This is a genomic window from Frankia sp. R43, assembly GCF_001306465.1.
Lineage (GTDB): Bacteria > Actinomycetota > Actinomycetes > Frankiales > Frankiaceae > Parafrankia > Parafrankia irregularis.
Genome location: NZ_LFCW01000005.1, coordinates 439479 through 464907 on the forward strand (window position 1 = coordinate 439479; position 25429 = coordinate 464907).

The 25429-nt window shown below is 72.7% G+C and carries 20 protein-coding genes; 15 read left to right on the forward strand and 5 right to left on the reverse strand.

All coding sequences use genetic code 11. The features are described from left to right. Positions 1 to 190: 190 nt before the first annotated feature. The gene (locus tag ACG83_RS22800; RefSeq protein WP_054568255.1) at positions 191 to 3574 is read right to left on the reverse strand and encodes a pyruvate carboxylase; all 3384 of its coding nucleotides are present in this window, start codon (positions 3572 to 3574) and stop codon (positions 191 to 193) included. Positions 3575 to 4192: 618 nt separating this feature from the next. On the opposite strand from ACG83_RS22800, the gene ACG83_RS22805 reads away from it, so the two are divergent. The 3 genes from ACG83_RS22805 to ACG83_RS22815 all read left to right on the forward strand — a co-directional run bounded on the left by ACG83_RS22805 (position 4193) and on the right by ACG83_RS22815 (position 7871). Next, entirely contained in the window at positions 4193 to 5563 is a 1371-nt protein-coding gene (locus tag ACG83_RS22805) for an amidohydrolase family protein (protein WP_235498107.1), read from the forward strand. A gap of 414 nt (positions 5564 to 5977) precedes the next feature. Beyond that, complete coding sequence (locus ACG83_RS22810) at positions 5978 to 6649, forward strand: dTMP kinase (RefSeq protein WP_054568583.1); 672 nt, start codon at positions 5978 to 5980, stop codon at positions 6647 to 6649. A 271-nt stretch (positions 6650 to 6920) separates the two neighbouring features. Next, positions 6921 to 7871, forward strand: coding sequence for an acyl-ACP desaturase (locus ACG83_RS22815; protein WP_054568256.1), 951 nt, complete (start codon positions 6921 to 6923; stop codon positions 7869 to 7871). Between the two features lie 327 nt (positions 7872 to 8198). Here the strand turns inward: ACG83_RS22815 and ACG83_RS22820 are convergent, their stop codons facing one another. Further along, positions 8199 to 8534: a hypothetical protein gene (locus ACG83_RS22820; RefSeq protein ID WP_152991494.1), complete on the reverse strand. Its 336-nt coding sequence runs from the start codon at positions 8532 to 8534 to the stop codon at positions 8199 to 8201. A gap of 283 nt (positions 8535 to 8817) precedes the next feature. On the opposite strand from ACG83_RS22820, the gene ACG83_RS22825 reads away from it, so the two are divergent. From ACG83_RS22825 to ACG83_RS22880, 12 genes are all read left to right on the forward strand, one after another. Next, on the forward strand, positions 8818 to 9558 hold the full coding sequence (locus ACG83_RS22825) for a hypothetical protein (RefSeq protein ID WP_054568258.1): 741 nt from the start codon (positions 8818 to 8820) through the stop codon (positions 9556 to 9558). Positions 9559 to 9736: 178 nt separating this feature from the next. Then, a complete protein-coding gene (locus tag ACG83_RS22830; protein WP_063793173.1) occupies positions 9737 to 11428 on the forward strand; it encodes a sensor histidine kinase in 1692 nt (563 codons plus the stop codon). Further along, positions 11425 to 12072, forward strand: a complete 648-nt coding sequence (locus tag ACG83_RS22835) for a response regulator transcription factor (protein WP_054568259.1) — start codon at positions 11425 to 11427, stop codon at positions 12070 to 12072. Before ACG83_RS22830 ends, ACG83_RS22835 begins: the two co-directional genes overlap by 4 nt. 150 nt (positions 12073 to 12222) lie before the next feature. Then, positions 12223 to 13245 carry an ABC transporter ATP-binding protein gene (locus ACG83_RS22840; protein WP_054568584.1) on the forward strand — a complete coding sequence of 341 codons (1023 nt, stop codon included), beginning with the start codon at positions 12223 to 12225 and terminating at the stop codon, positions 13243 to 13245. Further along, positions 13242 to 14060, forward strand: a complete 819-nt coding sequence (locus ACG83_RS22845; protein WP_083473466.1) for an ABC transporter — start codon at positions 13242 to 13244, stop codon at positions 14058 to 14060. The genes ACG83_RS22840 and ACG83_RS22845 overlap by 4 nt, the downstream gene beginning before the upstream one ends. A 153-nt stretch (positions 14061 to 14213) precedes the next feature. After that, the gene (locus ACG83_RS22850; protein ID WP_235498109.1) at positions 14214 to 14915 is read left to right on the forward strand and encodes a molybdopterin-dependent oxidoreductase; all 702 of its coding nucleotides are present in this window, start codon (positions 14214 to 14216) and stop codon (positions 14913 to 14915) included. After that, positions 14902 to 15693 carry a cytochrome b/b6 domain-containing protein gene (locus ACG83_RS22855; RefSeq protein ID WP_235498110.1) on the forward strand — a complete coding sequence of 264 codons (792 nt, stop codon included), beginning with the start codon at positions 14902 to 14904 and terminating at the stop codon, positions 15691 to 15693. Before ACG83_RS22850 ends, ACG83_RS22855 begins: the two co-directional genes overlap by 14 nt. 1 nt (position 15694) lies before the next feature. Continuing rightward, positions 15695 to 16168 carry a protein-tyrosine phosphatase family protein gene (locus ACG83_RS22860; protein ID WP_054568260.1) on the forward strand — a complete coding sequence of 158 codons (474 nt, stop codon included), beginning with the start codon at positions 15695 to 15697 and terminating at the stop codon, positions 16166 to 16168. A gap of 454 nt (positions 16169 to 16622) precedes the next feature. Then, on the forward strand, positions 16623 to 17219 hold the full coding sequence (locus ACG83_RS22865; RefSeq protein ID WP_054568261.1) for a PadR family transcriptional regulator: 597 nt from the start codon (positions 16623 to 16625) through the stop codon (positions 17217 to 17219). Between the two features lie 2 nt (positions 17220 to 17221). Further along, positions 17222 to 18127 (forward strand): ABC transporter ATP-binding protein, encoded by a 906-nt coding sequence (locus tag ACG83_RS22870; protein WP_054568262.1) that lies wholly within the window; start codon positions 17222 to 17224, stop codon positions 18125 to 18127. Further along, complete coding sequence (locus ACG83_RS22875; protein WP_054568263.1) at positions 18127 to 20571, forward strand: ABC transporter permease; 2445 nt, start codon at positions 18127 to 18129, stop codon at positions 20569 to 20571. The genes ACG83_RS22870 and ACG83_RS22875 overlap by 1 nt, the downstream gene beginning before the upstream one ends. A gap of 816 nt (positions 20572 to 21387) precedes the next feature. After that, the gene (locus tag ACG83_RS22880) at positions 21388 to 22566 is read left to right on the forward strand and encodes a glycoside hydrolase family 26 protein (RefSeq protein WP_198955677.1); all 1179 of its coding nucleotides are present in this window, start codon (positions 21388 to 21390) and stop codon (positions 22564 to 22566) included. 64 nt (positions 22567 to 22630) lie between these two features. Here ACG83_RS22880 and ACG83_RS22885 read toward each other — a convergent pair whose 3' ends face one another. Genes ACG83_RS22885 through ACG83_RS22895 form a run of 3 tightly spaced genes read right to left on the reverse strand, consistent with a single transcriptional unit; the run spans position 22631 to position 25418 of the window. After that, on the reverse strand, positions 22631 to 23308 hold the full coding sequence (locus ACG83_RS22885) for a TIGR03085 family metal-binding protein (protein WP_054568264.1): 678 nt from the start codon (positions 23306 to 23308) through the stop codon (positions 22631 to 22633). 26 nt (positions 23309 to 23334) lie between these two features. After that, positions 23335 to 23781 (reverse strand): response regulator, encoded by a 447-nt coding sequence (locus ACG83_RS22890; RefSeq protein WP_054568265.1) that lies wholly within the window; start codon positions 23779 to 23781, stop codon positions 23335 to 23337. Further along, positions 23778 to 25418: a CHASE3 domain-containing protein gene (locus ACG83_RS22895; RefSeq protein WP_054568589.1), complete on the reverse strand. Its 1641-nt coding sequence runs from the start codon at positions 25416 to 25418 to the stop codon at positions 23778 to 23780. Before ACG83_RS22895 ends, ACG83_RS22890 begins: the two co-directional genes overlap by 4 nt. Positions 25419 to 25429: the final 11 nt, after the last annotated feature.

Below are 25429 nucleotides of genomic sequence, written 5' to 3' on the forward strand. Positions count from 1 at the left end.
GCCCGGCAGCCCGGCAGCCCGGCTTGGCGAGTCGCAAGAGTGAAGGATTTCGGTCGCTCCAACGACCGAAATCCCCACTTCTTGCGGCTCGCCAGGCCCTTTTTGCCGCTCTTGAGGTGAATTGTCGATACGGCCACGCGAGCGGGCGTCCGCGCGAGCAGGCGTCCGCGTGTGTCAGGAGCTCAGGAGCTCAGGAGCCGAGTACCAGCAGCAGGTCACCGACCTCGACGGACTCGCCGCTGGTGCGGACAAGCTCGGTGACGGTGCCGGCGGCGGGGCTGGTCACGGCGGCCTCCATCTTCATGGCCTCGATGACGGCGAGCTTCTGGCCCTTCTCGACGGTGTCGCCGACGGAGACGGCGAAGGTGACGATGCCGGGCAGGCCGGCGCCGACGTGGCCGGGGTTGCCTGGGTCGGTGCGCCGGGCGGCCGCGGCGGTGGTGGTGATGGACTTGTCCCGGACCCGGACGGGCCGAGGCTGGCCGTTGACGCGCAGGTAGAGGGTGCGCATGCCGGCGTCGTCGGGCTCCCCGATGGTCTCGAGCTCGACGATGATCTCGACGCCGGGTTCGAGGAAGACGTGGGCGGGGCGGCCGGGCTGCAGGCCGAACAGGAACGCCTCGGTGGGGATGACGGAGGAGTCACCGTAGGCGGCGACGGCCTGGGTGTAGTCCTTCCACGGGCCGGGGAACAGCAGCCGGGACAGAGCCGCGCGCCGGGTAGCGCCGGGGTCGGCGATGGCGGCGGCGTCGTCGGGGGCGAGGGTGGCGGCCGGTGGTTCGGGGTGGCGCCCGGCCAGTGCCCGCTCGCGGAACGGCTCGGCGAACCCGGCGGGCGGGGTGCCCAGCTCCCCGGCGAGGTAGCCCAGGACGCTCGCGGGCAGGTCGTACTCCTCGGGGTGGTCACGCAGCCGGTCGACGTCGACGGAGCCGCCGGCGATGTAGAGGGCGAGGTCGCCGACGACCTTGGAGGTGGGGGTGACCTTGATGGGCTTGCCGAGCAGCTCGTTGGCGACGGCGTAGCACTCGGTGACCTCGGTCCAGCGGTCGCCGAGGCCCAGCGAGATGGCCTGCTGGCGCAGGTTGGTCAGCTGCCCGCCGGGGATCTCGTGCCGGTAGACCGCACCGGTCGGGGCACGCAGCCCGGCCTCGAACGGCACATACAGGTCACGGACCGCCTCCCAGTACGCCTCCATCGCGGACAGGGCGGGCAGGGGGATGCCGGTGGCCCGGTCGGTGTGGTCGGTGGCGGCGACGAGCGCGGACAGGTTCGGCTGGCTGGTGCCGCCGGACATCGGCGCGGCGGCGGCGTCGACCGCGTCGACCCCGGCCGCGGCGGCGGCGAGCAGGGTGGCGAGCTGCCCACCGGCGGTGTCGTGGGTGTGCAGGTGGACGGGCAGGTCGAACCGTTCCCGCAGCGCGGTGACGAGCTGGCTCGCGGCGGCGGGGCGCAGCAGGCCGGCCATGTCCTTGATGGCGAGCAGGTGCACGCCGGCGTCGACCAGCTGTTCGGCGAGGCGCAGGTAGTAGTCGAGGGTGTAGATCTTCTCGCCGGGGTTGGTGAGGTCGCCGGTGTAGCACAGGGTGCCTTCGGCGAGGGCGGTGCCGGTCTCCAGGACGGCCTCGATCGCGGGGCGCATCTGCTCGATGTCGTTGAGCGCGTCGAAGATCCGGAAGATGTCGAGGCCGGTCGCGGCGGCCTCGGCGACGAACGCGCGGACGACGTCGTCCGGGTACGGGGTGTAGCCGACGGCGTTGCGGCCACGCAGCAGCATCTGCAGGCAGATGTTCGGCACCGCCGCGCGCAGGGCGGCGAGCCGCTCCCACGGGTCCTCGGACAGGAAGCGCAGCGCCACGTCGTAGGTGGCCCCGCCCCAGCACTCCAGGCTCAGCAGGCCCGGTGTCGCCTCGGCGAACACCGGGGCGGCGGCCAGGATGTCGAAGCTGCGCAGCCGGGTCGCCAGCAGCGACTGGTGCGCGTCGCGCAGCGTGGTGTCGGTGACCGCGAGCTCGGTGCGGGCCCGCAGGTCGGCGGCCCAGCCGGCCGGGCCGAGGGCGACGAGGCGCTGCCGCGAGCCCGAGGCCGGGGTGTCGGCGGACAGCGGCGGCAGCATGGTGCGCGGGTCCGTCAGCGCGCCGCCCGCGGGCCGGGCGTGGCCGTTCACCGTGCTCTCGGCGAGCCGGGCCAGCATGCGGCTGGTCGGGTCGCTGTCATCGGCGGCGCTCAGCAGCCCCGGCCGCTCGTCGATGAAGGACGTCGTCACCCCGCCGGCCAGGAAGTCGGGATCGGCCAGCAGGCTGGTGAGGAACTCGATGTTGGTCCGTACTCCGCGCACCCTGAACTCCTTCAGGGCACGGCGCGCCCGCCGCGACGCCTTCTCCAGCGTCGCGCCACGCGCGGTCAGCTTGACCAGCAGCGAATCGAAGTACGGGCTGACCTCCGCACCCGGATAGGTGGCACCATCCAGGCGTACTCCGGGCCCGCCCGGCGACTGGTAGAAGGTGATCGTCCCGGTGTCGGGCCGGAATCCGTCGGAGGGGTCCTCCGTGGTCACCCGGCACTGGATCGCCGTCCCCCGCAGCGAGACGGCCTCCTGCGACAGGTTCAGATCGGCCAGGCTCTCCCCGGCCGCGATCCGCAGCTGCGCGCCGACGATGTCGACCCCGGTGACCTCCTCGGTCACCGTGTGCTCCACCTGGATGCGCGGGTTCATCTCCATGAAGGTGAACGTGCCGTCCGCGCCGACGAGGAACTCCACCGTGCCGGCGTTGACGTAGCCCACGTGCCGGGCGAACCGCACCGCCGCGTCGCACAGCGCGTCGCGCACGGCGGCGTCCAGAGCGGGCGCGGGCGCGATCTCGACGACCTTCTGGTGCCGGCGCTGCACCGAGCAGTCCCGCTCGAACAGGTGGATCACATTCCCGTAGGCATCGGCGAGGATCTGCACCTCGACGTGGCGGGGCCGGTCCACGGCCTGCTCCAGGAACACCGTCCCGTCACCGAAGGCCGCCGCCGCCTCGCGCGACGCGCTGGTCACCGCGTCGGCCAGGTCCTCGGGCCGCTCGACCCGGCGCAGACCACGCCCACCGCCACCACCGGACGCCTTCACGAACAGCGGGAAGCCGACCGCTTCGGCCGCCGCCGCGAAGCCGGTGCCGTCCGGCAGCGGCTCCGAGGCCCGCAGCACCGGCAGCCCCGCCGCGATCGCCGCGTTGCGTGCCGCCACCTTGTCACCGGTCAACCGCAGGACCGCCGGCGGCGGGCCTACGAACGTGACACCGGCCGCCGCGCAGGCCTCCGCGAGCACCGCCGACTCCGACAGGAACCCATAGCCCGGATGCAGCGTGTCCGCATCGGCGATCTTCGCGACCCGCAGCAGCGCGTCGATGTCCAGATATCCCCGCACGGGATGACCCGGCTCGCACAGCTCGTACGCCTCGGACGCCTTCGTCCGGTGCAGCGCCGCCACATCCTCCGGGGTGTAGACCGCGACGGTGCGCAGCCCCAGCTCATACGCGGCTCGGAACACCCGGACCGCGATCTCACTGCGGTTTGCCACAAGCACCTTGCGCACGCGCGGCTCCTCATGGAATGTGCCCCGGAACGTCCCGCACGGACCGAGGGAGTCCGTCGATTTTCGACTGTTTGGCCGGCGAGCGCCAAGATTAGTGACATACATTTCGTCGCCTGGAACGAGGCACCACCCCGCCGGCCCGGTATGGATACCCCCTCACCCGCGAAGATGCCACAACAACGGAACAACAGGGGTTCCCGCGCCGCCCACCGGCCGACCCCGAAACGGCCCGCCGACCGCCCGGGCCCGCCGACCGGCCCCGTCACCCCAGGCTCGACGAGCATGCGTCCGCCGACAAGGCGACAGGAAACATGTCAAACATCGGTGACGCTCCGGCTCGGCGCGCCCCACGCTCACCGACGCCCGCCCCGCAGCCACACCGTTCCCGCCCCGGTACCGGCGCCGCAGCCGCCCCGTACCCACCCCCGCAGCCGCGCTACTCCCGCCCCGCAGCCGCCCCGGCGGGCAGCCGTCCACAGGTGCCGATGTCGGAAACCCCCGGCCAGCAGGGACAGACCACTCCTCCGGGCGTGGATATCCCCAGGCAGACCGCGGTCATCCACAAGTTATCCACAACCTGGGAGTGTGTCGTCCCCAGAACCCGGGCACGATCATGAGGTGCTGCCCTTCGTGGAGAACCTCTCCCTGGTGGACCATCACTGTCACGGGCTGCTCACCCGCGACCTCAGCCGTCCGGACTTCGAGCGCATGCTCACCGAGTCCGACGAGCCCGCCCCGGCCGGCACCACGCTCTTCGACAGTCATGTCGGCTTCGCCGTGCGGCGCTGGTGCGCACCCGTCCTCGACCTCGCCCCGCACAGCAGCCCCGAGGACTATCTGGCGCGCCGCGGGGAGCTCGGTGTGGAGGAGGTCAACCGGCGGTTCCTGCGCGCGGCCGGGATCGGCGCCTTCTGCGTCGACGCCGGCTACCTGCCGGAGCCGCTGATGTCAGCGGGTGAGCTCGCCGTCGCCTGCGACGCGACCGGCCACGACATCCTGCGGCTCGAACGGCTCGCCGAGACCCTGGCGGTCGACATCGTCACCGGCCAGCTCGGCGTCAACCACTTCGCCGACACCATCCGAGAGCGGATCGCCGGGGCGAGCCCGACGACGGTGGGGCTGAAGTCCGTCGCCGCCTACCGGGTGGGCCTCGCGCTGCCGGCGGCCCGGCCGACCGACCGCGAGGTCACCGCCGCGGTCCGGGACTGGATGGCGCTGATCCGGCGGGGAGTACCCATCCGGCTGGCGAACCCGCTGCTGCACGCCTTCCTGATCTGGACCGGGGTGGACGCCGGCCTGCCCATCCAGATCCACGTCGGCTACGGCGACGCCGATCTCGACCTCGACCGCTGCAACCCGCTGCTGCTCACCGGCCTGCTGCGGGCGCTCGCACCGACCGGGGTGCCGGTGATGCTCCTGCACTGCTACCCCTACCACCGCGAGGCCGGCTACCTGGCCCAGATTCTGCCCACCGTGCACATGGATGTCGGGCTCGCGCTCCAGAATCTCGGGCGCCGGGCGCCGGTGCTGCTCGGCGAGGCGCTCGAGCTGGTCCCGTTCAGCAGGTTCCTCTTCTCCACCGACGCGTTCGGGCTCGGCGAGCTCTACCTGCTCGGCTCGCTGCTGTTCCGCCGAGCGCTGTCGACCGTGCTGGCGGACGGGATCGCCGACGGCGACTGGACCGAGCCGGACGCCACCCGACTGGCGGAGATGATCGGCGTCGGCAACGCCCGCCGTGTCTACCGGCTGGACGAGCCGGGCCGGGAGACCGCGGCGGTCACCGCCTCACGCCTCCCGGCCGCGGCCGCCGCCGCGAACACGACGCAGCCGGCGGCGAAGCGGCCGGAGAGAGCACAGCCGACGGCGACGCAGCCGGAGGCAGCACAGCCTGAGGGAGCACAGCCTGAGGAAACGCAGCCTGAGGAAACGCAGCCGGCCCCGGCACAGCTCGCCCCGGCGGCAGCCCGAAGCCGGTCTTCGAAGAGATGATCTGGTCAGTGAGCGGGGACGTTCGCGCTCCACGGACGCGGCCGGACCTTCCGCCCGACGGCCCGGTGACCGAGTGGGCCGGCCGGTTTGGCGGGTCGCAAGAGTGAACGATTTGGTCGTGCCGACGACCGGAATCCTTCTTTCTTGCGGGTTGCCAGGCGAATCTGCGCCCCTTTTGTCCCTCTTGAGGGGAACTCCGCCCGCAAACCCGGAGCCAGTGGCAGCCCGGAGCGGCGGCCGAGATCGGCGGGCGCTGAGGGGCGCGAACCCGAAGCACCCGGTTTGGCCCGCCCGGACGTTCCCGAGGTGCCGCACCAGGCGGGCGTCCAGATGACACCACTGGGGCTAGGCTGGCGGCCCTATGAGCAGGATCGAGCAGCGGCGGGCCTTCGCCGGCACGGGGGCGGCAGCATGATGATCGTCGCGATCGAGGGCGTCGACGGCGCGGGAAAGCACACCCTCACCTCCCGTCTCGTCGAGGCCCTGACCGCGGCCGGGCGCACCGCCGCGACCTTCTCCTTCCCCCGCTACACGGCCGGGCCGCTCGGCACCGCCGTCCGGGCGATGCTCGACGGCGACGAGCGCCTCGCCGGGGTTGCGGGATCGGCCCGGGCCACCGCCGTCCTGTTCGCCCTCGACCGGGCGAACGCGCTGCCCGAGCTCGCCGCCCGCGCGGCCGGGCACGACGTCCTCCTGGTCGACCGCTACCTGGCTTCCAACGCCGCGTACGGCGCCGCCCGTCTGCCGGCCGACGAGCGGCCCGACTTCCTGGCGTGGATCGCCGAGCTGGAGCTGACCGCCCTGCGCCTGCCGCGGCCGGATCTCCAGGTGCTGCTGGACGTCCCGGTGGAGACGGCCCGCGCGTCGGCCCGCCAGCGCGCCGCCGGCGACGCCACCCGCGCGCTGGACACGTTCGAGCGCGACGAGGGTCTCCAGGAGCGCTGCGCCGCCATCTACCGCAGCCTGGCGGCCGGCGGCTGGGTCGCCCCCTGGCTCGTCGCGGACCGGGCGACCGGGGCCGAGGCCGTCCTGGACGCGCTGCTGGCCGGGTCGGCCCGGGCGCTCCAGTCGTCGCAGTCGTTCTAGCCGTCCCGCGCACCGCGAAGCCGTCCCCGGGCACCGCGAAGGCATCCCGGGGCACCGCGAAGCCGTCCCGGGGCACCGCGAAGGCATCCCGGGCACCGCGGCCCGGCCCGGGTTGCCCTGACGCGGGCCGCAGGTTGTCCCGTGCAGGCAGAAGTCCCCTGACCGATCGGAAGGTTGCCGACGAAAACTGTTCCCCGGAGACAGTTTTAGGACCGGATTCCACTCCGCGCGGCCATGGCCACGAATCATGGAGCGATGTCAGAGTTCATCTATGGGATCCCCTACGGACATCGACCTGTTGCGCGAACTTGAGCCGGTCGCGGAGGCGAACGTCAACCGGCACCTGAGCATCGCGGCGGAGTGGATGCCACACGAGTACGTCCCGTGGAGCCAGGGCCGTGACTTCGACACGACGCCGTGGGCCCCGGAGCAGTCCGTGCTCTCCGAGGCGGCCCAGATGGCCTTCGAGGTCAACCTCCTCACCGAGGACAACCTGCCCAGCTACCACCGCGAGATCGCGGTCGCGTTCGGGCGGGACGGCGCGTGGGGGACGTGGGTCGGCCGCTGGACCGCCGAAGAGGGCCGTCACGCGATGGCCATGCGGGACTATCTGCTGGTGACCCGCGCGGTCGACCCGGTGACGCTGGAGCGCGACCGGATGCTGCAGATGCAGCGCGGCTACGACTCCGGGGCGAAGACCGCGCTGGAGGCGATGACCTACGTGTCGTTCCAGGAGCTGGCGACCCGGGTCAGCCACCGCAACACCGGGCGGGTGACCGGCGAGCCCTTCGCCGAGAAGCTGCTCAGCCGCGTCGCCGCGGACGAGAACCTGCACATGATCTTCTACCGGAACCTGGTCGCCGCGGCGCTGGAACTGGCCCCGGAGCGCCTGCTGCCGATCATCCGGGACGAGCTGATGAAGTTCGAGATGCCCGGCACCGGCATCCGGGACTTCGGCCGCAAGGCCCGCTACATCGCCCAGTCCGGCATCTACGACCTGCGGATCCACCACGACGACGTGGTCGCGCCCATCCTGCGGCACTGGAAGCTGTTCAGCCTCGAGGGTCTTTCGGGCGAGGCCGCGAAGGCACAGGCGGACATCGGCGTCTTCATGAACGGCCTCGACGCGCTCGCCACCCGTCAGGCGGAGAAGAAGGCCGCCGCAGCGGCCCGCCGGGCCGCCCGTGAGGCACGGCAGCCCACGCCGGTCGCCGCCGGCTGAGCCGGCACACGCCCACCGGTCGGAGGGCGGAACGAGGGAAACTCCGGCCCCCTGTCGTAACTGCTCCCCGATGTCCGTAGTGTCCGTGGCGTGAGTGGCGGGACCACCCGGTGCTCACCGCCACCACGCACGAAACGGACGGACCGAAGTGAGCACACATCGCGGGTCCGCGCGACCGATCCCCAGGTCCCAGCTGATTACCGGGGCGCTGGCGGTGATCGCGCTCGTGGCCGCCTTCATGGTCGGGCAGAAGGGCTCGGGCGGCGGCGGCTCCTCGGCCGTGGCCGAGGAATGCCGATCCGGCGCGGCCAGCGGCGCGGCCAGCTCTCAGGCGGCCAGCTCCGAGACGGCCTGCCGCTCGGCCGCACCGGCCGCTCCCACCGGGGCCGGCGACAGCCGCACCCCGGCCACCCCGACGACAACGCCCAGTTCCAGCACCCGGCCGGCGGGAAAGGGCACCGCCGGGCAGACATCGTCCGAGGGCGGCGACAGCGATGCGGCCGACGGCGCCGACACCACCACGGTGCGCTCACAGTCCGCGACGACCACCCGACCGAGCAGTACGCGGCCAAGGGCCACAACGGCCCGGCCACGTGCCGGGAACACCCAGACACCGGGCCTCGACCTGCGGCTGCCGCCCGTGACGCTCCCAAGCTGCCTCATCGGCTGCGGCTGATCCGAGCGGCTTCCGAACGGCGCCGGCCCCTCGGTCCGGTGTGTCCACCCGGGTTGGCCGGGTGGAGGCAGGACGGGCCGAAGCTTTCGCGTGAGGTTTCACACGGCACCGCGACGTACCAGTGAGTGCACAGGTAATTCAGTTTCATCTCGTATCCGGTTCACAGCTGGGTGCTGTCTCGTTGGAGGGACGTCGACAGCGCCCGCTGTGAACCTGATCAAGACGAACACGAGCACCTGGGCCTCCAGTACGGATCCCCGAGGAGCCGCCATGCCGCCGTCCGCCGCCAGGCCGCGTCCAGCCGCCCCGTCCATCTCCCTTGCCGTGATCGGTGGCACGCTCGCCGGTGCGGCGGTCGACCGGCTGGCCGCGCGGCTCGCGGTCCGCCGTGCCAACCGCCGGCTGAGCGGACGTCTCGGCGCGCTGGACGCGACGGTGCGGGTCCGGCCGCCGCGGTTCCCCTATCTGCTGCACGCGGCCACCGGGCGCCACGCCGTCCTCGAGGTCAGCGCGACGGCGTCCTACGGCGAGCTGCGACGGTTGCGACGCGGTTGCGATGCCGCCGGCAACACCTGGGACGACCCGGCCTACGCGCTGATGTCCCTGTTCGGCGGCTATCTGGGGGTCTTCGGCGACTCCTGCGGGCCCGTCTTCGACGGCGACCCGGCCAGGATGTCCCCACCCGAGGCGCGGTGGACGGACATCACCTACGGCGGCGACGAGCGGCTGTCCATCGGCACCGAGATCGACCTGGGCAACCGCACGCTGGCCATCCGGATCATCGGCATTCCCCTGGTCCGGGACGGCCGCCTCGCCCTGCTGCCGGACGAGATCGTGCTGGGGAACCAGCGGCTGCCGGGTGAGCTGATGACCTCCGCGAACACGGCGGTCTTCGCCGAGCCGGTGGTGATCCTGCCGTCCTTTCCCCGCGGGACCCGCCTCGCCGATGCTGTCGCAACCCCCGAAGGCCTGCGCCTGCGCTTCGAGCAGCGCGAGCCCGCCCGCCACTGACCGCCCCTGACCGCCGCTGACCGCCGCTGACCGCCCCAGACCACCGCTGACCGCCCCTGACCACCGCTGGCCGTTCGCGCTCCCGCCCTGCGCCGGACGCGGTACGTCCGCTGCGGTATCCCGGTCTACGCCTCGGGACGGATGACCTCCCGGACCGCCGCCGGTTACCGTCGGAACGATGCAGCGGACCAGTCGTCGGGTCCAGCCGAGGGTCAGCCAGCTCGTCGCGAGCCTCGGGAAGTGGGCCGGGATCGAGGAGGGCACGGGCGTCTGCGACGTTCGCAGCTGTCCGCCTGCCGGCCTGCTCGCGCGCATCCCCTCTGCGGCCGTCCGCCGCGTCGCGACGGTGGTGATGGCCGACGTCCTGCCCACGGTGATCCTCGGCGTGGTACTGCTGGCCGGGTCACGCAACGCGGCCCAGGATGAGATCCCGCCCGGCCGCGAGCTGGACAGCACCGCCTACGCCCTGATCATCCTGGCGACCTGCCTGTTCCCCCTGCGCAGGTACAAGCCCCTGGCACTGTTCGTCGCCGAGCTTCTCGTCATCGGCGTCTACATCGCGATCGGCTATCCACACGGGCCCGCGGTCATCGTGGTCATCATCGCTGCGTTCACGCTCAGCGTGCAGGCACCGACCCGTACCGCCGGCCGGGCGGCGAAGTCGGCCGGGGCCGTTCTGCTGACGGCCACCGTGGTGGCCCACCTCCGCGGCTACGTCGGCGGTGGATGGGAGCTCGCCTTCGCATGTGCCGGGGTGCTCGCGGTCGCCGTCATCCCGGCGATGCTGGGCTCCCTGCTCCGGTTGAGCAGGATCGCGTCGGCGCGGGCCAAGGAGGAACAGACCCGCCGGCGGGTCGAACAGGAGCGCCTGCGGATGGCCCGCGAGGTCCATGACGTCGTCGGCCACGGCCTGTCGATCATCTCGCTGCACGCGGCGGTCGCGCTGCACGTGCTCGACCGGCGGCCGGAACAGGCCCAGGTGGCCCTGGAAGCCATCCGCCGCACCAGCGTCGACGCGCTGAACGAGCTGCGCGCCACGCTCGCGATCACCCGCGCGGGCGACGGCCGCGCCCCCGACCTGCGCCTCGACCCGCCCGACGGAACACCCGCCGCTCACCGCGAGGCGAACCCCGGCACCGCGCCCACCTCCGCCGAACCGGATGGGCACGCGGGTCCGAGCAGCTACCCGGCGGCCGGCGGCCCGGCGCCGAACGGCTGCGCGGCACACGGCCAGGCGGACTGCCCGACGGGCAGCCAGGCGGGCAGCCGGGCGGCGGACGGCCCGGCGACAGGCGGCCCGGCGGCGGACGACTGGGCGGCAGACGACCGCGCGGCGGACGGCTGTCGCGGCGCGCCCCGGACACCCCAGACCGGCCTGAGCCGGCTGCCGGGCCTGATCTCCGAGGTCCGGCTCTGCGGAACCGCCGTCGACCTGATCACCGCGGGGGACCTCGACGGCCTGCCCGCCGAGGTCGATCTCGCCGCCTATCGGATCGTGCAGGAGTCGCTGACCAACGTGCTGCGCCATGCCGGTGCCGCCGAGGTCAGGGTCGCCCTGCACGCGACCGACATCCGGCTGTGCATCGAGGTCGTCGACACGCCCACGCGGGCCGCGGATGCGCCGGACCCGGCGAGGACTCCGGTCACAGACGGACACGGCCTTCGGGGGTTGCGCGAGCGCGTCGCGGAACTGGGCGGAGCCTTCACCGCCGGGCCGCGCCCGGCGGGAGGCTGGTGCGTACGCACCGAGCTGCCGATCGCCGCACGGGCCGCGCCGGGAGCCGCGCAACCACCACCGCAATCGCAGGCACGGCCGCAACCACAGCCACAGGCACAGGCACAGGCCGACCGAACCGGGACCGCCGGATGATCCGGGTGGTGATCGCCGACGACCAGCCGCTCATCCGCCTCGGGCTGAAGGTCCTGATCGAGACGGAGGCGGACCTCGAGCTCGTCGGCGAGGCGGAGAACGGCCTGGCCGCGCTCGACCTCGTGCGCCGGGTCAGCCCGGATGTCGCCCTGCTCGACATCCGGATGCCGGGCCTGGACGGGCTGGCGGCACTGCGGGAGATCACCGCCGACCCGGCCCTGGCGGCCACCCGGGTCGTCATGGTCACCACCTTCGAGCTGGACGAGTACGTCTTCGAGGCGCTGCGCAACGGGGCCTCCGGCTTCGTCCTGAAGGACGCCGAGCCCGCGGACCTGCTGCGGGCCATCCGGGTGGTGGCCGCCGGCGAGTCGCTGCTGTCCCCCACCGTCACCCGCCGGGTGATCGAGACGTTCGCCCGGCGGCCCAGTGCCCCGGCGGCGGTGGATCTCAGCGGCCTCACCAGCCGGGAACGCGAGGTCATGGGCCTGGTGGGGTTGGGCCTGTCCAACGACGAGATCGCGGCCCACCTCGTCATCAGCCCGGCGACCGCGCGAACCCACGTCAGCCGGGTGATGATCAAGCTCGCCGCCCGTGACCGCGCCCAGCTCGCCGTCCTCGCCAACCAGGCCGGGCTCGCGGGCTGAGACCGCCCAGCTGAGGCCGCCCAGGGTCGCCGAGCGCAGGCGCCCCGGCGACTACTCCCGCAGGCGTAGGTATCGGCCCGCCACTTTGCGCAGATCGATGACGATCGTCGACGGACGACGTGACAGCCGGTGACGATCAGGCTGAGCGGCATGACAGCAGCCACCACCATCCGGACCGGGCCGGTGACCGGCCCACCGGCGATCGACGTCCGCGGACTGACGAAACGGTACGGCCGCCGCACCGTCGTCCAGAATCTCGACATCACCGTTCCGGCCGGGGTCGTCGCCGGGTTCGTCGGCCCCAACGGGGCGGGCAAGACAACCACGCTGCGCATGCTGCTCGGCCTCGTCCGGCCGACCGCGGGTGGCGGCACCGTGCTGGGCGAGCCGCTGCGGGCGCCCGAGGACTTCCTCCCGCGGTGCGGGGCGCTGATCGAGGGCCCCGCGCTGTACCCGGGGCTGTCCGGACGGCGCAACCTGCACTCGCTGGCCGTCCTCGCCGGGCAGGACCCGGCCATCGCCGACGACGTCCTCGACCAGGTGGGGCTGGCGGGGCGGGCCGACGACGCCTACCGCACCTACTCGCTCGGGATGAAGCAGCGGCTCGGCATCGGAGCCGCCCTGCTGTCCGACCCCGACCTGCTGGTGCTCGACGAGCCGACGAACGGCCTGGACCCCGCCGGCATCCGGCAGATGCGGGACCTCGTGCGATCGCTGGCCGAGGCACCGCCCGGCGAACGGCAGCGGGCGCGCACGGTACTGGTCTCGTCCCACCTGCTCGCCGAGATCGAGCAGATCTGTGACTGGCTCATCGTGCTGGAGAAGGGCCGGCTCGCCTACCAGGGCCCGACCGCCAGCTTCATGGCCTCCACCGGAAGCCGGGTCGAGCTGCGGCCCGAGAGCCCCGACGCACTGGGCATGCTGGCGGACCTGGTCGCAGGCCTGGGCCTGCCCTGCGAACGGGCCGGTGACCGGGTCCTCGTCGAGATCAGGCCGGCCGTGGCAGCAGACCCGGCGGGCGACACGCGGCCGGCGCCCGAGCCGGCCCTCGCCGCGGTCAACCGGGCCGCGCACGCGAACGGGATCACTCTGGTGGAGATGACCTGGCGGCAGGCCAGTCTGGAGGATCGCTACCGGGATCTGGTCGAGGTCGCCGCCGGGGGTGCCCAGTGAGCGCGGCACTGCAGGCCACCATCCGCGCCTACCGCGCCGAGCTCGTCAAGCTGCAGCGTCCTGGCGTGGCCCTGGCGATGGCCGCCGTCACGTTGCTCACCGTGCTGTCCACAGTGCTGGCGATCGTGCTGGCCGACGACACGTTCACCCCACCGAGCCCGGGCGCGCCGGGCCTGTCGATCTCCGTTCCGCAGCTCGAGACGGCGCAGGGCCTGGTCCTGGGCTTCCGGGGCGGCACGACGTTCATCGGGCTGCTCGTCTTCGTGCTCTTCACCGTCAGCATGACCGCCGAGTTCGGCCAGGGCACGCTGCGGAGCCTGTTCCTGAAGGAGCCCCGGCGCCTGAGCTGGCTGGTCGGGCGCCTCGGCATCATGCTCTGGACGGTGGCGATCACGCTGTTCTTCGCGCTCGCGCTGAGCCTGGTCACCGCGGCGCTGCTGGCCGGCACCCGCGATATCGACACCGGCGAGTGGTGGACGGCCACCGCGCTCGGCGAGGTTGCCACCGCCTACCTGAACGCGCTGCTCGCCGCGGCCTTCTTCGCGATCGCGGGGACGGCGCTGGGCATCGCGCTGCGCTCGACGACCGCGGCCCTGGTCGTCGGCATCGCCTGGATGTTCCCGCTCGAGCACATCGTGCAGGACTCGTGGGGCACCGCGACGTCCGTCCTGCCCGGTCTCGTCTTCGACGCGGTGGGGCGCGGCGGTGTGCCGGACGCGTCCTACACCCCGGCGCTGCTCGCCGGGCTCGGCTACGCGGTGGCCGCCCTGGTGTTCGCGTCGGTCAGCCTGCAACGCCGCGACGTCACGGCCTGAGCCGGACGAGCCCGGCAGGCACACCGCGGGCCCGGTGCCCCGAGATTCGTCTCGGGGCACCGGGCCCGCGGCACGAAGATCGGCGGTCGTCGTCAGCTCGGACTCACGGGACCCGGAGCGTCGCCCGTCAGACGGAGAAGGTTCACTGAATTCATGACCGAGGGAACTCCGGTGGGGCGGCGGGTGGTCTTCGCCATGCTCGGTCTCGGCGCGCTCGGCGTCTTCGTGGGCGCCGACGTGCAGCGCGGAACCGACCGCTTCGTCGCCCCGCTACGCGAGAACGACCCGACCGGGCTGACCGGCCTGCTCCCGTCCAGCGGCTTCCGTTACTACTCGGTGGTCAGCCATGTTCCGGCCCGGACGGCCGCGGACTATGTGCTGACCGTGCACGGGCTGGTCGACCGGCCGCTGCGGCTCACCCTGGACGATCTCTCCCGGCTGCCGCAGACCGAGCTCGTACGCGACTTCCAGTGTGTGACGGGCTGGCGCGTCCCCGACGTCCGCTGGACGGGTGTGCGCCTCGCGGCCCTGCTCGACGCCGCCGGGCCCAGGCCGGCGGCCACCGCGCTGACCTTCCGCTCGTTCGACGGCGCCTACGACGAGAGCCTCACCCTGGAGCAGGCCCGCCATCCCGAGGTCCTGGTGGCCCTCACGATGCTGGGCGGCCCGGTCACCCACGACCACGGCGGGCCGGTGCGCCTCTACGTGGCACCGATGTACGGCTACAAGTCGATCAAGTGGCTGGGCGAGATCGAGCTGGTCGACGCGGTCGCCCCGGGCTACTGGGAGCAGCGCGGCTACGACGTCGACGCCTGGATCGGCCAGTCGAACGGGCGCGACGATGAGCCCGTCTGACAGCGCATGGGACGGCCCGTCGGGCAGCCCGTCCGACGAATCGACGGAGTACGGCGACGCCGCCGACTACAGCGAAGCCGCCGACTACAGCGAAGCGGCGGGGCACGGCGAGGTGCCGCGGCTGGTGCGGCGGTTCGGCCGGGCGAGCCGGGCCGCGCACTGGTCCACCGCGGTACTGACCGGAATCTGCCTGGCGACGGCGGCGGTGCTGTACCTCGGCCCGCTGGCGACGCTGGTGGGCCGCCGGCAGATCGTGTCGGCCGTCCACCTGTACGCCGGTCTCGCGTTGCCGCTGCCGATCCTCGCCGCCGCCGTCTCCGCCGCGTACCGCCGGGACGTCGCCGCGCTCGACCGGTTCACCGCCGGCGACTGGGCCTGGCTGCGGACCCGCCCACGCCGCCGGGACCGCTCGACGGTCGGCAAGTTCAACGCCGGCCAGAAGCTGTACGCGGCGTTCGTCGCGGGTGCCGTGCTCGTCATGCTGGGCACCGGTCTGATCATGGAGTACGGCGGCCCGGGCGCCATCCCCGTCTCCTACCGCACCGGCGCCACCTTCGTTCACGACTCACTCGCGCTCGGCCTGTTCGTCGGGGTCTGCGGCCATCTGTGGATGGCCTCGCGCGACCCGGTCGCCCTGGTCGGCATGCGCACCGGGATGGTCCCGCTCCCCTGGGCACTGCGCGAACATCCCGCCTGGCTCACCGGGCCCGACGGCGGCCCCGATGGCGGGCCCGGCAGTGGGGCCGGCAGGGGGGCCGACGGCGAGTCGCAGGCCTGACATGCCGAGCCTTCCCACCCTCACCGGAGCCATCGAACTGCCCGACGGCACCTGGGTCCGCGGGCGCGGCCTGCGCCACCCCCGCCCGGACGGACGATCACCCGACTTCGGTCTCTACCTGGGCTCACCGCGGCTACGCCGTCGGCACGACGACGCGCTGACCTGGGCGCGACAGTGGATCGACTGGCCCGACTTCGGGCTGCCCCGTGATCGCGACGAGGCCATCCGGCACATCCGCGCGCTGCACGAACGTGCGCAGCCCGCCGGCTCGGCGGTCGAGGTCGCGTGCGGCGGCGGTGTCGGGCGCACCGGCACGGTCATCGCCTGCCTCGCCGTGCTGACCGGCCTGGACCCCGCCACCGCCATCGCCTGGACCCGGGAACACCTCCACCCCCGGGCGGTCGAGACCCCCTGGCAGCGCAGATGGGTCGCCACGTTCCGGCTGTCACAGACCGACGCCGGCCAAGATCGCTAGTTGGCGGGCGGGGGAGGCTCGCAGCCCCTCGAACGCGGCCGGACCTCCGAGCGCCCGGCAGCCCGGCAGCCCGGCAGCCCGGTTTGACGAGTCGCAAGGGTGAACGATTTTGGTCGTCCCGACAACCAAAATCCTTCCTTCTTGCGGGTCGTCAGGCGAAGCTACGCCCCTTTTGCCTCTCTTATGGCGAATTGCTGGTGCTGTGCGGCGGTGGCCGGGCGAATTGCTGGTGCCGTGTGGCGGTGGCCGGCGGCAAGGAACCGCCGAGGCGCCGCCCTAGCGCCACCCGGCCAGCTTTCGATCACCTTCGAGTGGCCCGGCCGCGGGCCGACGCGGGCCGACGCGGGCCGACGGTCACCCAGGCGGGCCGATCGTTGACAGTTGCTACCTAGCCGTTATACATAACCGTTATGCAGATCGGCTGGACGTCCCACGGCGCCTCGTGAGGTTCCTGATGCTTGCCCTGCTCGACCGCGGGCCCGCCCACGGCTACGAGCTCAAACGAGCCCACGACGAGCTGTTCGGTGACGTGGCGCCACCGGTCAACGTCGGCCAGATCTACGTGACCCTGACCCGGCTCGAACGTGACGGCTCGGTCGTCCATCACGTCGAGGCCAACGCGGACGGGCCCGATCGCAAGATCTACGAGCTCACCGAGGTCGGCCGCAAGGCGCTGCGCGGCTGGCTGGCTGATCCGTCCGAGCTGCCCGTGGGCAAGAGCGACATCGTGCTGAAGCTGGTCGCGGGCCTGATCACCGACGGGACGATCGCCCCGGCCGTCGCCGAGCACCGGATGCGCTGCATCCAGGCCCTGCGCACGCTGGCCGATCTGCGGGCGGCGAAGCACCCCGCGGGCAAGCCCCGCGGCCCCGGCGGCCTGAACGAGGCCGCCAACACCAACGACACCAGCACGGGCGCCAACGGCACCGGCGGTCGGACAGACCTGCCTGTCGGCCTCGGCGATCTGCTGCGCGAGGCCTCCGTCCTGCACCTGCAGGCCGAGCTGCGCTGGCTCGACCTGGTCGAGGAACGACTTTCGGGGAGATTGTGATCATGGAGCCGAAGCCGTCCAGCTCGGCGGGAACGCCGATCATCGAGGTGACCGGGCTGACGAAGGCGTTCGGGCGGGCGCCGGCGAAGCGGGTCGCCCTGCGCGGGGTGGACCTGAGCGTCGCGCCCGGGGAGTGGGTGGCGATCGTCGGGCCGAGCGGCTGCGGCAAGTCGACCCTGCTGCACCTGCTCGCCGGGCTGGACACGGCCGACTCCGGGTCGGTCCGCCTCGCCGGGGAGGAGATCAGCACGCTCTCGGCGGGCCGGCGCGCCCTCGCCCGCCGGCAGCGGGTCGGGCTGGTCTTCCAGGCGTACAACCTCGTCCCCCACCTGACCGTCCAGGCCAACGTGGAGCTGGGCATGCGGGTGGCCGGCACCGGGCGGCGGGCGACCCGGGCCCGGGCCCAGGAGCTGCTCGACCTGCTCGGCCTGTCGGACGTCGCCCGGGCGCTGCCGGCCACGCTCTCGGGTGGCCAGCAGCAGCGGGTGGCGATCGCCCGGGCCGCGGCGACCCGCCCCGACGTGCTGCTCGCCGACGAGCCGACCGGCGCGCTCGACAGCGAGGCCACGGGCACGGTCGTCGATCTGCTGCGCACGGAGAACGCGGGCGGGCGGACGGTCGTGATGGTGACCCACGACTACGCGGTCGCGGCCACCGCGGACCGTATCGTCTTCCTCCGCGACGGGAAGGTCACCGACGAACGGCGCCCCCGAGGCCTGACCGACAGCCCGGGCGTGGTCGGGGCCCTGCCCGGCTCTGGCGCCACCGCCGCGACGGCGGCCGGCTCCGGCTCCGGCTCCGGCTCCGGCGACGATGCCGAAGGCCCAGAACGGGCCGGCGCTGACAGTGACACCGGCACCGCGACCGGCACCGGCGACGTCGACCTGCTGGGCCTTGGGAGCTGGTGATGAGTGCGATCATCGCCCTGACCATGGCGGGGCTGCGCAGCCGCGGCCGTGCCGGGACGGCTGTGCTCCTCCTGGTTCTCGTCATCGCCGCGACAGGGCTGACCGCGGGGGTGAGCGTGGCCCGCGGCGGCGAGGGCCGGCTCGACGACCTGGCCGAACGGACGAACGTGCCCGACGTCGTCGTCCAGGCCCGAGGCCTTCCCGCGGAGCCCACTGCGGCCACCGCAGCCACCCCGAGCACCGCGGCCACCGCGGCCACCGCGCGGGACGGTGCCGCGACGCTGGCCGGTGTGCCCGGGGTCCGGGCGGTGGCCGGGCCGCAGCGGGTCGTCGACGGCGAGCTGGTCACCGGATCGGGGCCGGCCGACCTGGAGTCCGCCGAGGTGGCGGCGGTCGATGATCCTGACCAGGTCGTCGGCGCCTCCCAGGTGACCGCGGGCCGGTGGCTCGACGGCCCGGGCGAGCTGGTCGTCGAGCGCAGCGCCGCCACCCATCTCGGGCTGGTGCCGGGGTCGGCGGTCACCCTGCGGTCTTCCGGTGGCGCGGACGTCCCGTTCACCGTGGTCGGCACCGCGACCGATCTGACCGACTGCGCCTTTCCGGACTGCGACCCGATCCGCATGTTCGCCAGCTCGTCCGGGGCGCGCCGGCTCGACCCGACGGGGACGGCGTCGTCCACCAGGTATCTGCTCGACGCCGCACCCGGCACCGACCCCGAGGAGCTGGCCGGACGCCTCCAGCGTGACCATCCCGACCTGGCCGGCTGGACCAACACCTGGCCGGACACCCGCGGGGACATCCTCGTGGCGTCCCGGATCTTCGGCCGGTTCGTCTCCGCCTTCGGTGTCTTCCTGCTGGTCGCCTGCGCGATCGTGATCGCCGGGACGATGACGATCCGGGTCATCCGGCAGCGGCGGGAGATCGCCATGCTGGGCGCGGTCGGCTGCCGGCCCCGGGAGATCGTCGCAGCCCTCGTCGGCGAGCACCTCGTTCTCGGCCTCGCCGCGGCGGCGGCGGGGTGGGTGCTGGGCTCCCTCGTCTCGCCGCTGCTCGATCTCGGCGCGGCGCCGCTCGCCGGCCGGCCCGCACCGGTGTGGTCGGTGGCCGACCTGCTCCTCACCGCCGGCGTGCTGAGCCTGGTGCTGGTCATCGCGACGATCAGCCCTGCCGTCCGGGCCGCGCGGGCACCGGTCACCGAGGCACTGCGCGACAGCCCGTCGGCCGGAAGGCTGTGGTCACGGGGGCCGGCGACCCGGGTGCCGGCACGGCTGAGCCTGCTCGGGCTCGGTCCGCTGGCCACCAGGCCGGCCCGCACCGGGCTGAGCACGCTGGCCGTCGTCGTCGCCGTCGTCGGCCTCATCGTGACCGGTGGATTCCTGCGCATCGTCGAAAGCGCGGCGACCGACCCGTTCCAGACCGGCAGCCCCTGGGACGTCACGGTGAGCGCGCAGGCCTCGGACAGCGCGCCCGCACAGGACGGCAGCGGCCCGCAGCACGGCACCGGCGCACAGGGCGGTGCAGCCGCACCGGACGTCGCGGCGGCGCAGGGCGCCGAGGCCGCGCGGATCGGCTCGGTCGTGCGGACCGCGCCGGGAGTCGCGAGCTGGTACGCCGAGGCCAACCGCCCGGCGAACCTCGGCGGTGAGACCGTGCTGGCCCGGGCCTTCGACGGTGGCCCGCCGGCCTACCAGATCGGCGCCGGGCGGCTTCCGCTCGGCGCGGGCGAGGTCGCCGTCGGCTACGGGCTGATCGCCGACCGCGGCCTGAAAGTCGGCGGCACCGTGGCGTTCGAGGTCGCCGGAGCCACCCACACCGCCCGGGTGGTCGGCTGGTACCGGACCACCGAGGACACCGGCGACATCCTGCTGCTGCCGATGGCGGAGCTGCGCCGCACCGAACCAGGCGCCGTGGCGACGGTCTTCCGGCTGACGGCGGGGCCGTCGGTCAGCCCGGCGGCGCTCGCCGACCAGCTCAGCGAGGCCCTGGGTGACGACGTCCCGCTCGAGCTGCAGGACAGCTCGACCGAGGGTCTCGCCATGGTCCGAACGGCCATGCTCTCGATCGCCGGCCTGGTCGCCGCGGTCGCGCTGGTGAACCTGCTCTCCACCCTGCTCGCCGGCAATCGGGAGAACGGGCGGGCGCTGGGTGTTCTCGGGGCGCTCGGGCTCACCCCGCGCCAGCTCGTCGGGCAGGGAGCGGTGGCCGGCGCCGCGCTCGGCGTGCTCGGTCTGGCGGTGGGGATCCCGCTCGGCCTGGTCTGCTTCCGTGTGCTGAGCGATCTCGTCTCCGCCAGCATCGGGATGGGCCCGGGGTACGGGAGCGGACCGGGCCTCGGCGTGCTGCTGGGCCTCGCGGTGACCCCGCTGGCCTGCGCGGCGGCCGGCGGCCTCGCCGCCCGCGTCCTCGCCGCGCGGCCGGTCTCGCACCTGCTGCGCTGGGACTGATCTCCGCAGGAAATCCTGAGCCACAGGCTGCCGCTGCCGCTGCCGCTGCCGCTGCCGCTGCCGCTGCCGCTGCCGAGCAGGATACGAAGATCGGGGTTGCCAAAACGACCATAATCCTCAGATCTTCGAGCCGCAGCTACAGGTACCGAGCAAGATCTGAGGATCGGGGTCGCCGAGCCGGAGCCCGGCGGCCCGGCGGCCCGGCGGCCCGGCGGTCCGGCGGTCGTCAGACCAGGGGTCGCCGGGTCGGGGCTCGCCGCTGTTACGCGCATGCGCATCGTCACCCCACAGGCGTATGTGCGGCGACAGCGGAAACGGGGCCGGGGTGGGGGCCAGGCCCTCCGCACCTGTCCGGTTGCGGCATCACCACCACCCGACCGCGAAGCAAGTTCAATTAACAAATTGGGCGCTAAATCAACGCCGGAATCACCGCAAGGTGTCGGTCAGACGACAAGGTGCGGCCCGAAACAACCATCGCTCACGCAGAGCGACAGTCCGTGCGGGATAGCTCCCCCCGCCTACGTGGCCACCCACCTCCGTGTACGCTGCCGTCACAACTGTCTAGTCACGTCAGGGTGACCAGAAGGAGTTTCGTCAGACCAAGCCCTGTGGAGGGTCGTCCGCTCAGGAGTAGGCGGGTGGGATCGGGGGGTCCACAACGACACCGCCCGGCACGTCACGGCCGGGCACGGAGGGATGTCCGCGGTGAGACATCGTGCGGAGGGCCAGCCCAGCCCGCGCAGAAAACCGTCCGGATTGCGCCGTCGATGGCGCGGTCCGGTCAGAAATCCCGCCTGGATAGCTTCGCTGAGCATCATGGCATTCGTTGCGGTGGCGGTCGGATGGACGCTGGCCCCGGAGCGGGACAGTGATTCCTCGGCCGTCGTCGAGGCATCGGCCATCGACCCCAAGGACCTCCGGGAAGCCCGCCCGGACGTCAACACCGGCGACGGCCAGGACACGTCCCCGTCGCCGAGCCCGAGCCCGAGCCTGAGCCCCTCCCCCGTCGCGACGACGGCGGCGGCGACCACACCACCCGCGGCGACCACACCGCCCACCACCCCCGCGCGCACAGCCCTCGGCGCGGCCGGCTCCAACACCCCCTCCGGTGGTGGCGGCGGCAGGGTGCCCGGTGGCATGAGCGGCGTCTACGCGAACAACCTGACCACGGTGCGCGACTGGGAGGCACTGCGCGGATCGGCGGTGAACGTCGTCCTGACCTTCGCCGACCGGGGAAGCTGGGAGACGATCACGCATCCGTGGGTCGGCGGCAGCACGGAGAAGTTCGCCGGCTTCGCCGGCACCTGGGTGATCTCGCAGCCCTTCTTCCCCACCGGTCAGGGCAGCATCTCCGCGTGCGCGTCCGGTGCCTACAACAGCCACTGGGCCGAGTTCGGCCGCTGGCTGGTCAGCAAGGGCCGGCCGGCGACCATCATCCGGCTGGCCTGGGAGTTCAACGGCACCTGGTTCGAATGGTCGGTGCGCGGCAATCCGAGTGCCTGGGCGAGCTGCTACCGCCAGGTCGTGTCCGCGGTCCGCTCGACGGACCCGCAGGCCCGTTTCGACTGGGCGATGAACGCGCACAGCTCCAGCCCCTGGGACGCCTACCCGGGTGACGACTACGTCGACATCATCGGCATCGACTCCTACGACCAGTGGCCCGCCAGCACCACCGCGGAGATCTTCGACAAGCAGTGCAACCAGGCGGTGGGGCTGTGTGCGGCCATCGCGTTCGCCCGGGCGCACGGCAAGCAGTTCTCCGTCCCCGAATGGGGCCTGGTCGCCAGTTCGGGCACCGAGGCGGGCCGGTCCGGGCAGGCCGGCGGCGACAACCCGGTCTACATCCAGCAGATGTACGAAACCTTCCGCGCGAACGCGGATGTGCTGGCCTATGAGACCTACTTCAAGGACTCCCGCGCCGGGAACGTGCACTCATCGCTGATCAACCCCAACGAGAATCCCAAGAGCTCAGCCGTCTACGCCTCGCTCTGGTAGCAGCGGGCGACCGCACTGGTTCCTCCTGCCGCCGATCCGCGCGGCAGGAGGTTCAGCGGGCGGCCTACCGGTTGCCGGCGCCAGCCGGCGTCGGTGCCGCGACGGCCGCGACGGCCTCGGGTGTGCCCCGCAGCTCGACCTGGGCCGCGGCGTACCGCCCGAACGCGAAGAGCAGGAGCTCCTCCGGCGGGCCCACGATCTCGACGACCGGCTCCCGGCGGCGCAGGGTGAGCCGCCCGGGCGCGTCGGTCCGTTCCGCGACCACACCGACCGCACTGTGCCGGAACTCGGCGAGCCCGATCAGCCGCAGCGCGGCCCAGATGGCGTCCCGATCGACAGCCGCGTCGCCCGCACCGGCCGGGACGTCCGCGGCGGCTGGGAGACGTCCGGGCGCGGCGCGGCGCAGGTCCTCGGTGTGGACGAAGAACTCGACCAGGTTGGCCGCGTCGTCCAGGGGTGCGAACCGGGTCGGGTGCCACCATGGCGGGCCGGCGCGGAACATCTCGACCAGCTCGGGGTAGTTGTGCGCACGCATCGTCGCCCGCTCGGCGCGTTCCGTCAGGCCGTGCAGCGCGCCGACGACCAGACCGGGGCCGGCCCACGGCACCCGCTCCCGGGTGACCAGGTGGGCGGCGAGGTCGTGCGCGGTCCAGCCCGCGCACAGCGTGGGGCTGGCCGGCCCGAGGTCACGAAGCAGGTCCGCGAGAATCTCCCGTCGCACTCCTGCGCGCCCAGCAGCCATGCGGTGACTTTAGGCAGACGAGGCGACTACTGAGTGGGAAGCCGGGCGACCGTGATGAAGAAGTCGTCGATCTGGCGGACCACCGACACGAACCTCTCAAAGTCGACCGGCTTGGTGATGTACGCGTTGGCGTGCAGGTCGTAGCTGCGCAGGATGTCCTCCTCCGCCTCGGAGGTGGTGAGCACGACGATCGGGATGCGCCGCAGCCGCTCGTCGGACTTGACCTCCGCCAGCACCTCCCGGCCGTCCCGGCGCGGGAGGTTCAGGTCGAGCAGGATGAGATCAGGCCGCGTCGCACCCGCGTACACGCCCTCGCCCCGCAGGTAGGCCAGTGCCTCGACACCGTCGCTGACCACGTTGAGGTTGTTCTTGAGCTTGTGGTCCTCGAACGCCTCACGGGTCATCAGCACATCGCCCGGGTCGTCCTCGACCAGCAGGACCTCGACCGGGACGACAGGCTCGGGCTGGGTCACGACGGACCTCCTGGTTTCGGCAGAGCGGGCGGCGAGGACTGCGCGGGTGGCGAGGACTGCGGGAGGAGCGACGCGGGCGACGGCTCCGTCGAGTTACCGTGCGGGACCAGATCGGTGGGCAACACCACGGTGCGGCGCTTCGGCAACGTCCAGCGGAAGGTGGTGCCGGACTCCACCGTATTGTCCAGCCAGATCAGCCCTCCGTGGAACTCCACGATCTTGCGGCACAGCGCGAGGCCGATCCCGGTTCCCTCGTAGGCCTCCCGCGCGTGCAGGCGCTGGAAGATGACGAAGATCTTCTCCGCGTACTCGGGCTCGATGCCGATGCCGTTGTCGGCGCAGAACAGCTCCCACTCGTCCGGGCGCTCCACCGCCCCGATCCGCACCCGCGGCGGCTGCTCGCCATGGAACTTCAACGCGTTCCCGATCAGGTTCTGGAACAGCTGGGTGAGCAGTACGGGGTCGCCGGGAACCGTCGGAAGCCCGGTCGCGGTCACCTCCCCGCCGCTGCCCTCCAGCGCGATCGACAGCGTCACCCGGGCCCGCTCGACGACGTCGGTGAGATCGACGTCCACGAAGCTCTCGGTGCTGCGGCCGACCCGGGAGAACGCGAGCAGGTCGTTGATGAGCTGCTGCATGCGCTTGGCGCCGTCCACAGCGAAGTGGATGTACTGGCTCCCCCGCTCGTCGAACTGGTCGCCGTAGCGGCGGGACAGCAGCTGGCAGAAGCTCGCCACCTTGCGCAGCGGTTCCTGCAGGTCATGCGACGCGACGTAGGCGAACTGCTCCAGGTCGCGGTTGGAGCGGCGCAGGATCTCCGCCTGCGCCTCGACGGAGGCCCTGGCCTCCCGCGCCGTCTCCAGCTCGCCGATGAGCTGCAGCCGCATCAGCTCGACGTCGCGGGCCAGCGACTCGATGTCGGGTGGGCCGGTGGGCCCGATCTGGTGCTCCAGGCTGCCGGCGGCGACCCGGCGCACATCCGCCCCGACGGTCTCCAGCGGCCGGGTCACCCACAGCCGCAGCGCACGGAAGATGAACGTCAGCAGCACGATGAGCGCCACCGCCGCGACCACAAGCGAGATCACCAGGGTGCGCACCGCGTCGCTCACGTTGTCACGGGCCTGCAGCGCCGCGGACCGCACCGCGTCGTCCAGCGCGGTGCCGGCGGCCCGGACCGCGTCGAACCGGGCCTTCCCGATTGTGGGGTCGAGACGGTTCGCGGCGTCGACGCCACCGGCGCGCACCGCGGCTATCGCCGGGTCGGCATAGGCGCTGTGCCACTCGTTGACGCGCTGCTCCAGCGTCGCCAGCCCACGTTGCAGGTCAGGGCGACTGGCCACCCTGGCGGCGAGGCTGGCACGCAGCTCGTTCTCGGTCTCGCGCCCCTGCGTGTACGGATCGAGATACTGGTCGTCGCCCTCCAGCACGTAGCCGCGGACGCCGGTCTCCTGGTCGACCAGGCTCGAGATCAGCCGGACGGTGCCGACCTGCACCGGGGCGAGGATGTCGCTGCGGACGTGAATGGCGTCGTCCAGGCGCGCCACCGACCAGCCGATCATGCCCGCGGAGAGCAGGAGGATGACGGCCACCGCGCCGTAGACCGCGCCCAGCCGCCGGCGCAGCCGCCAGCCCCGCATCGCCGCGGCGC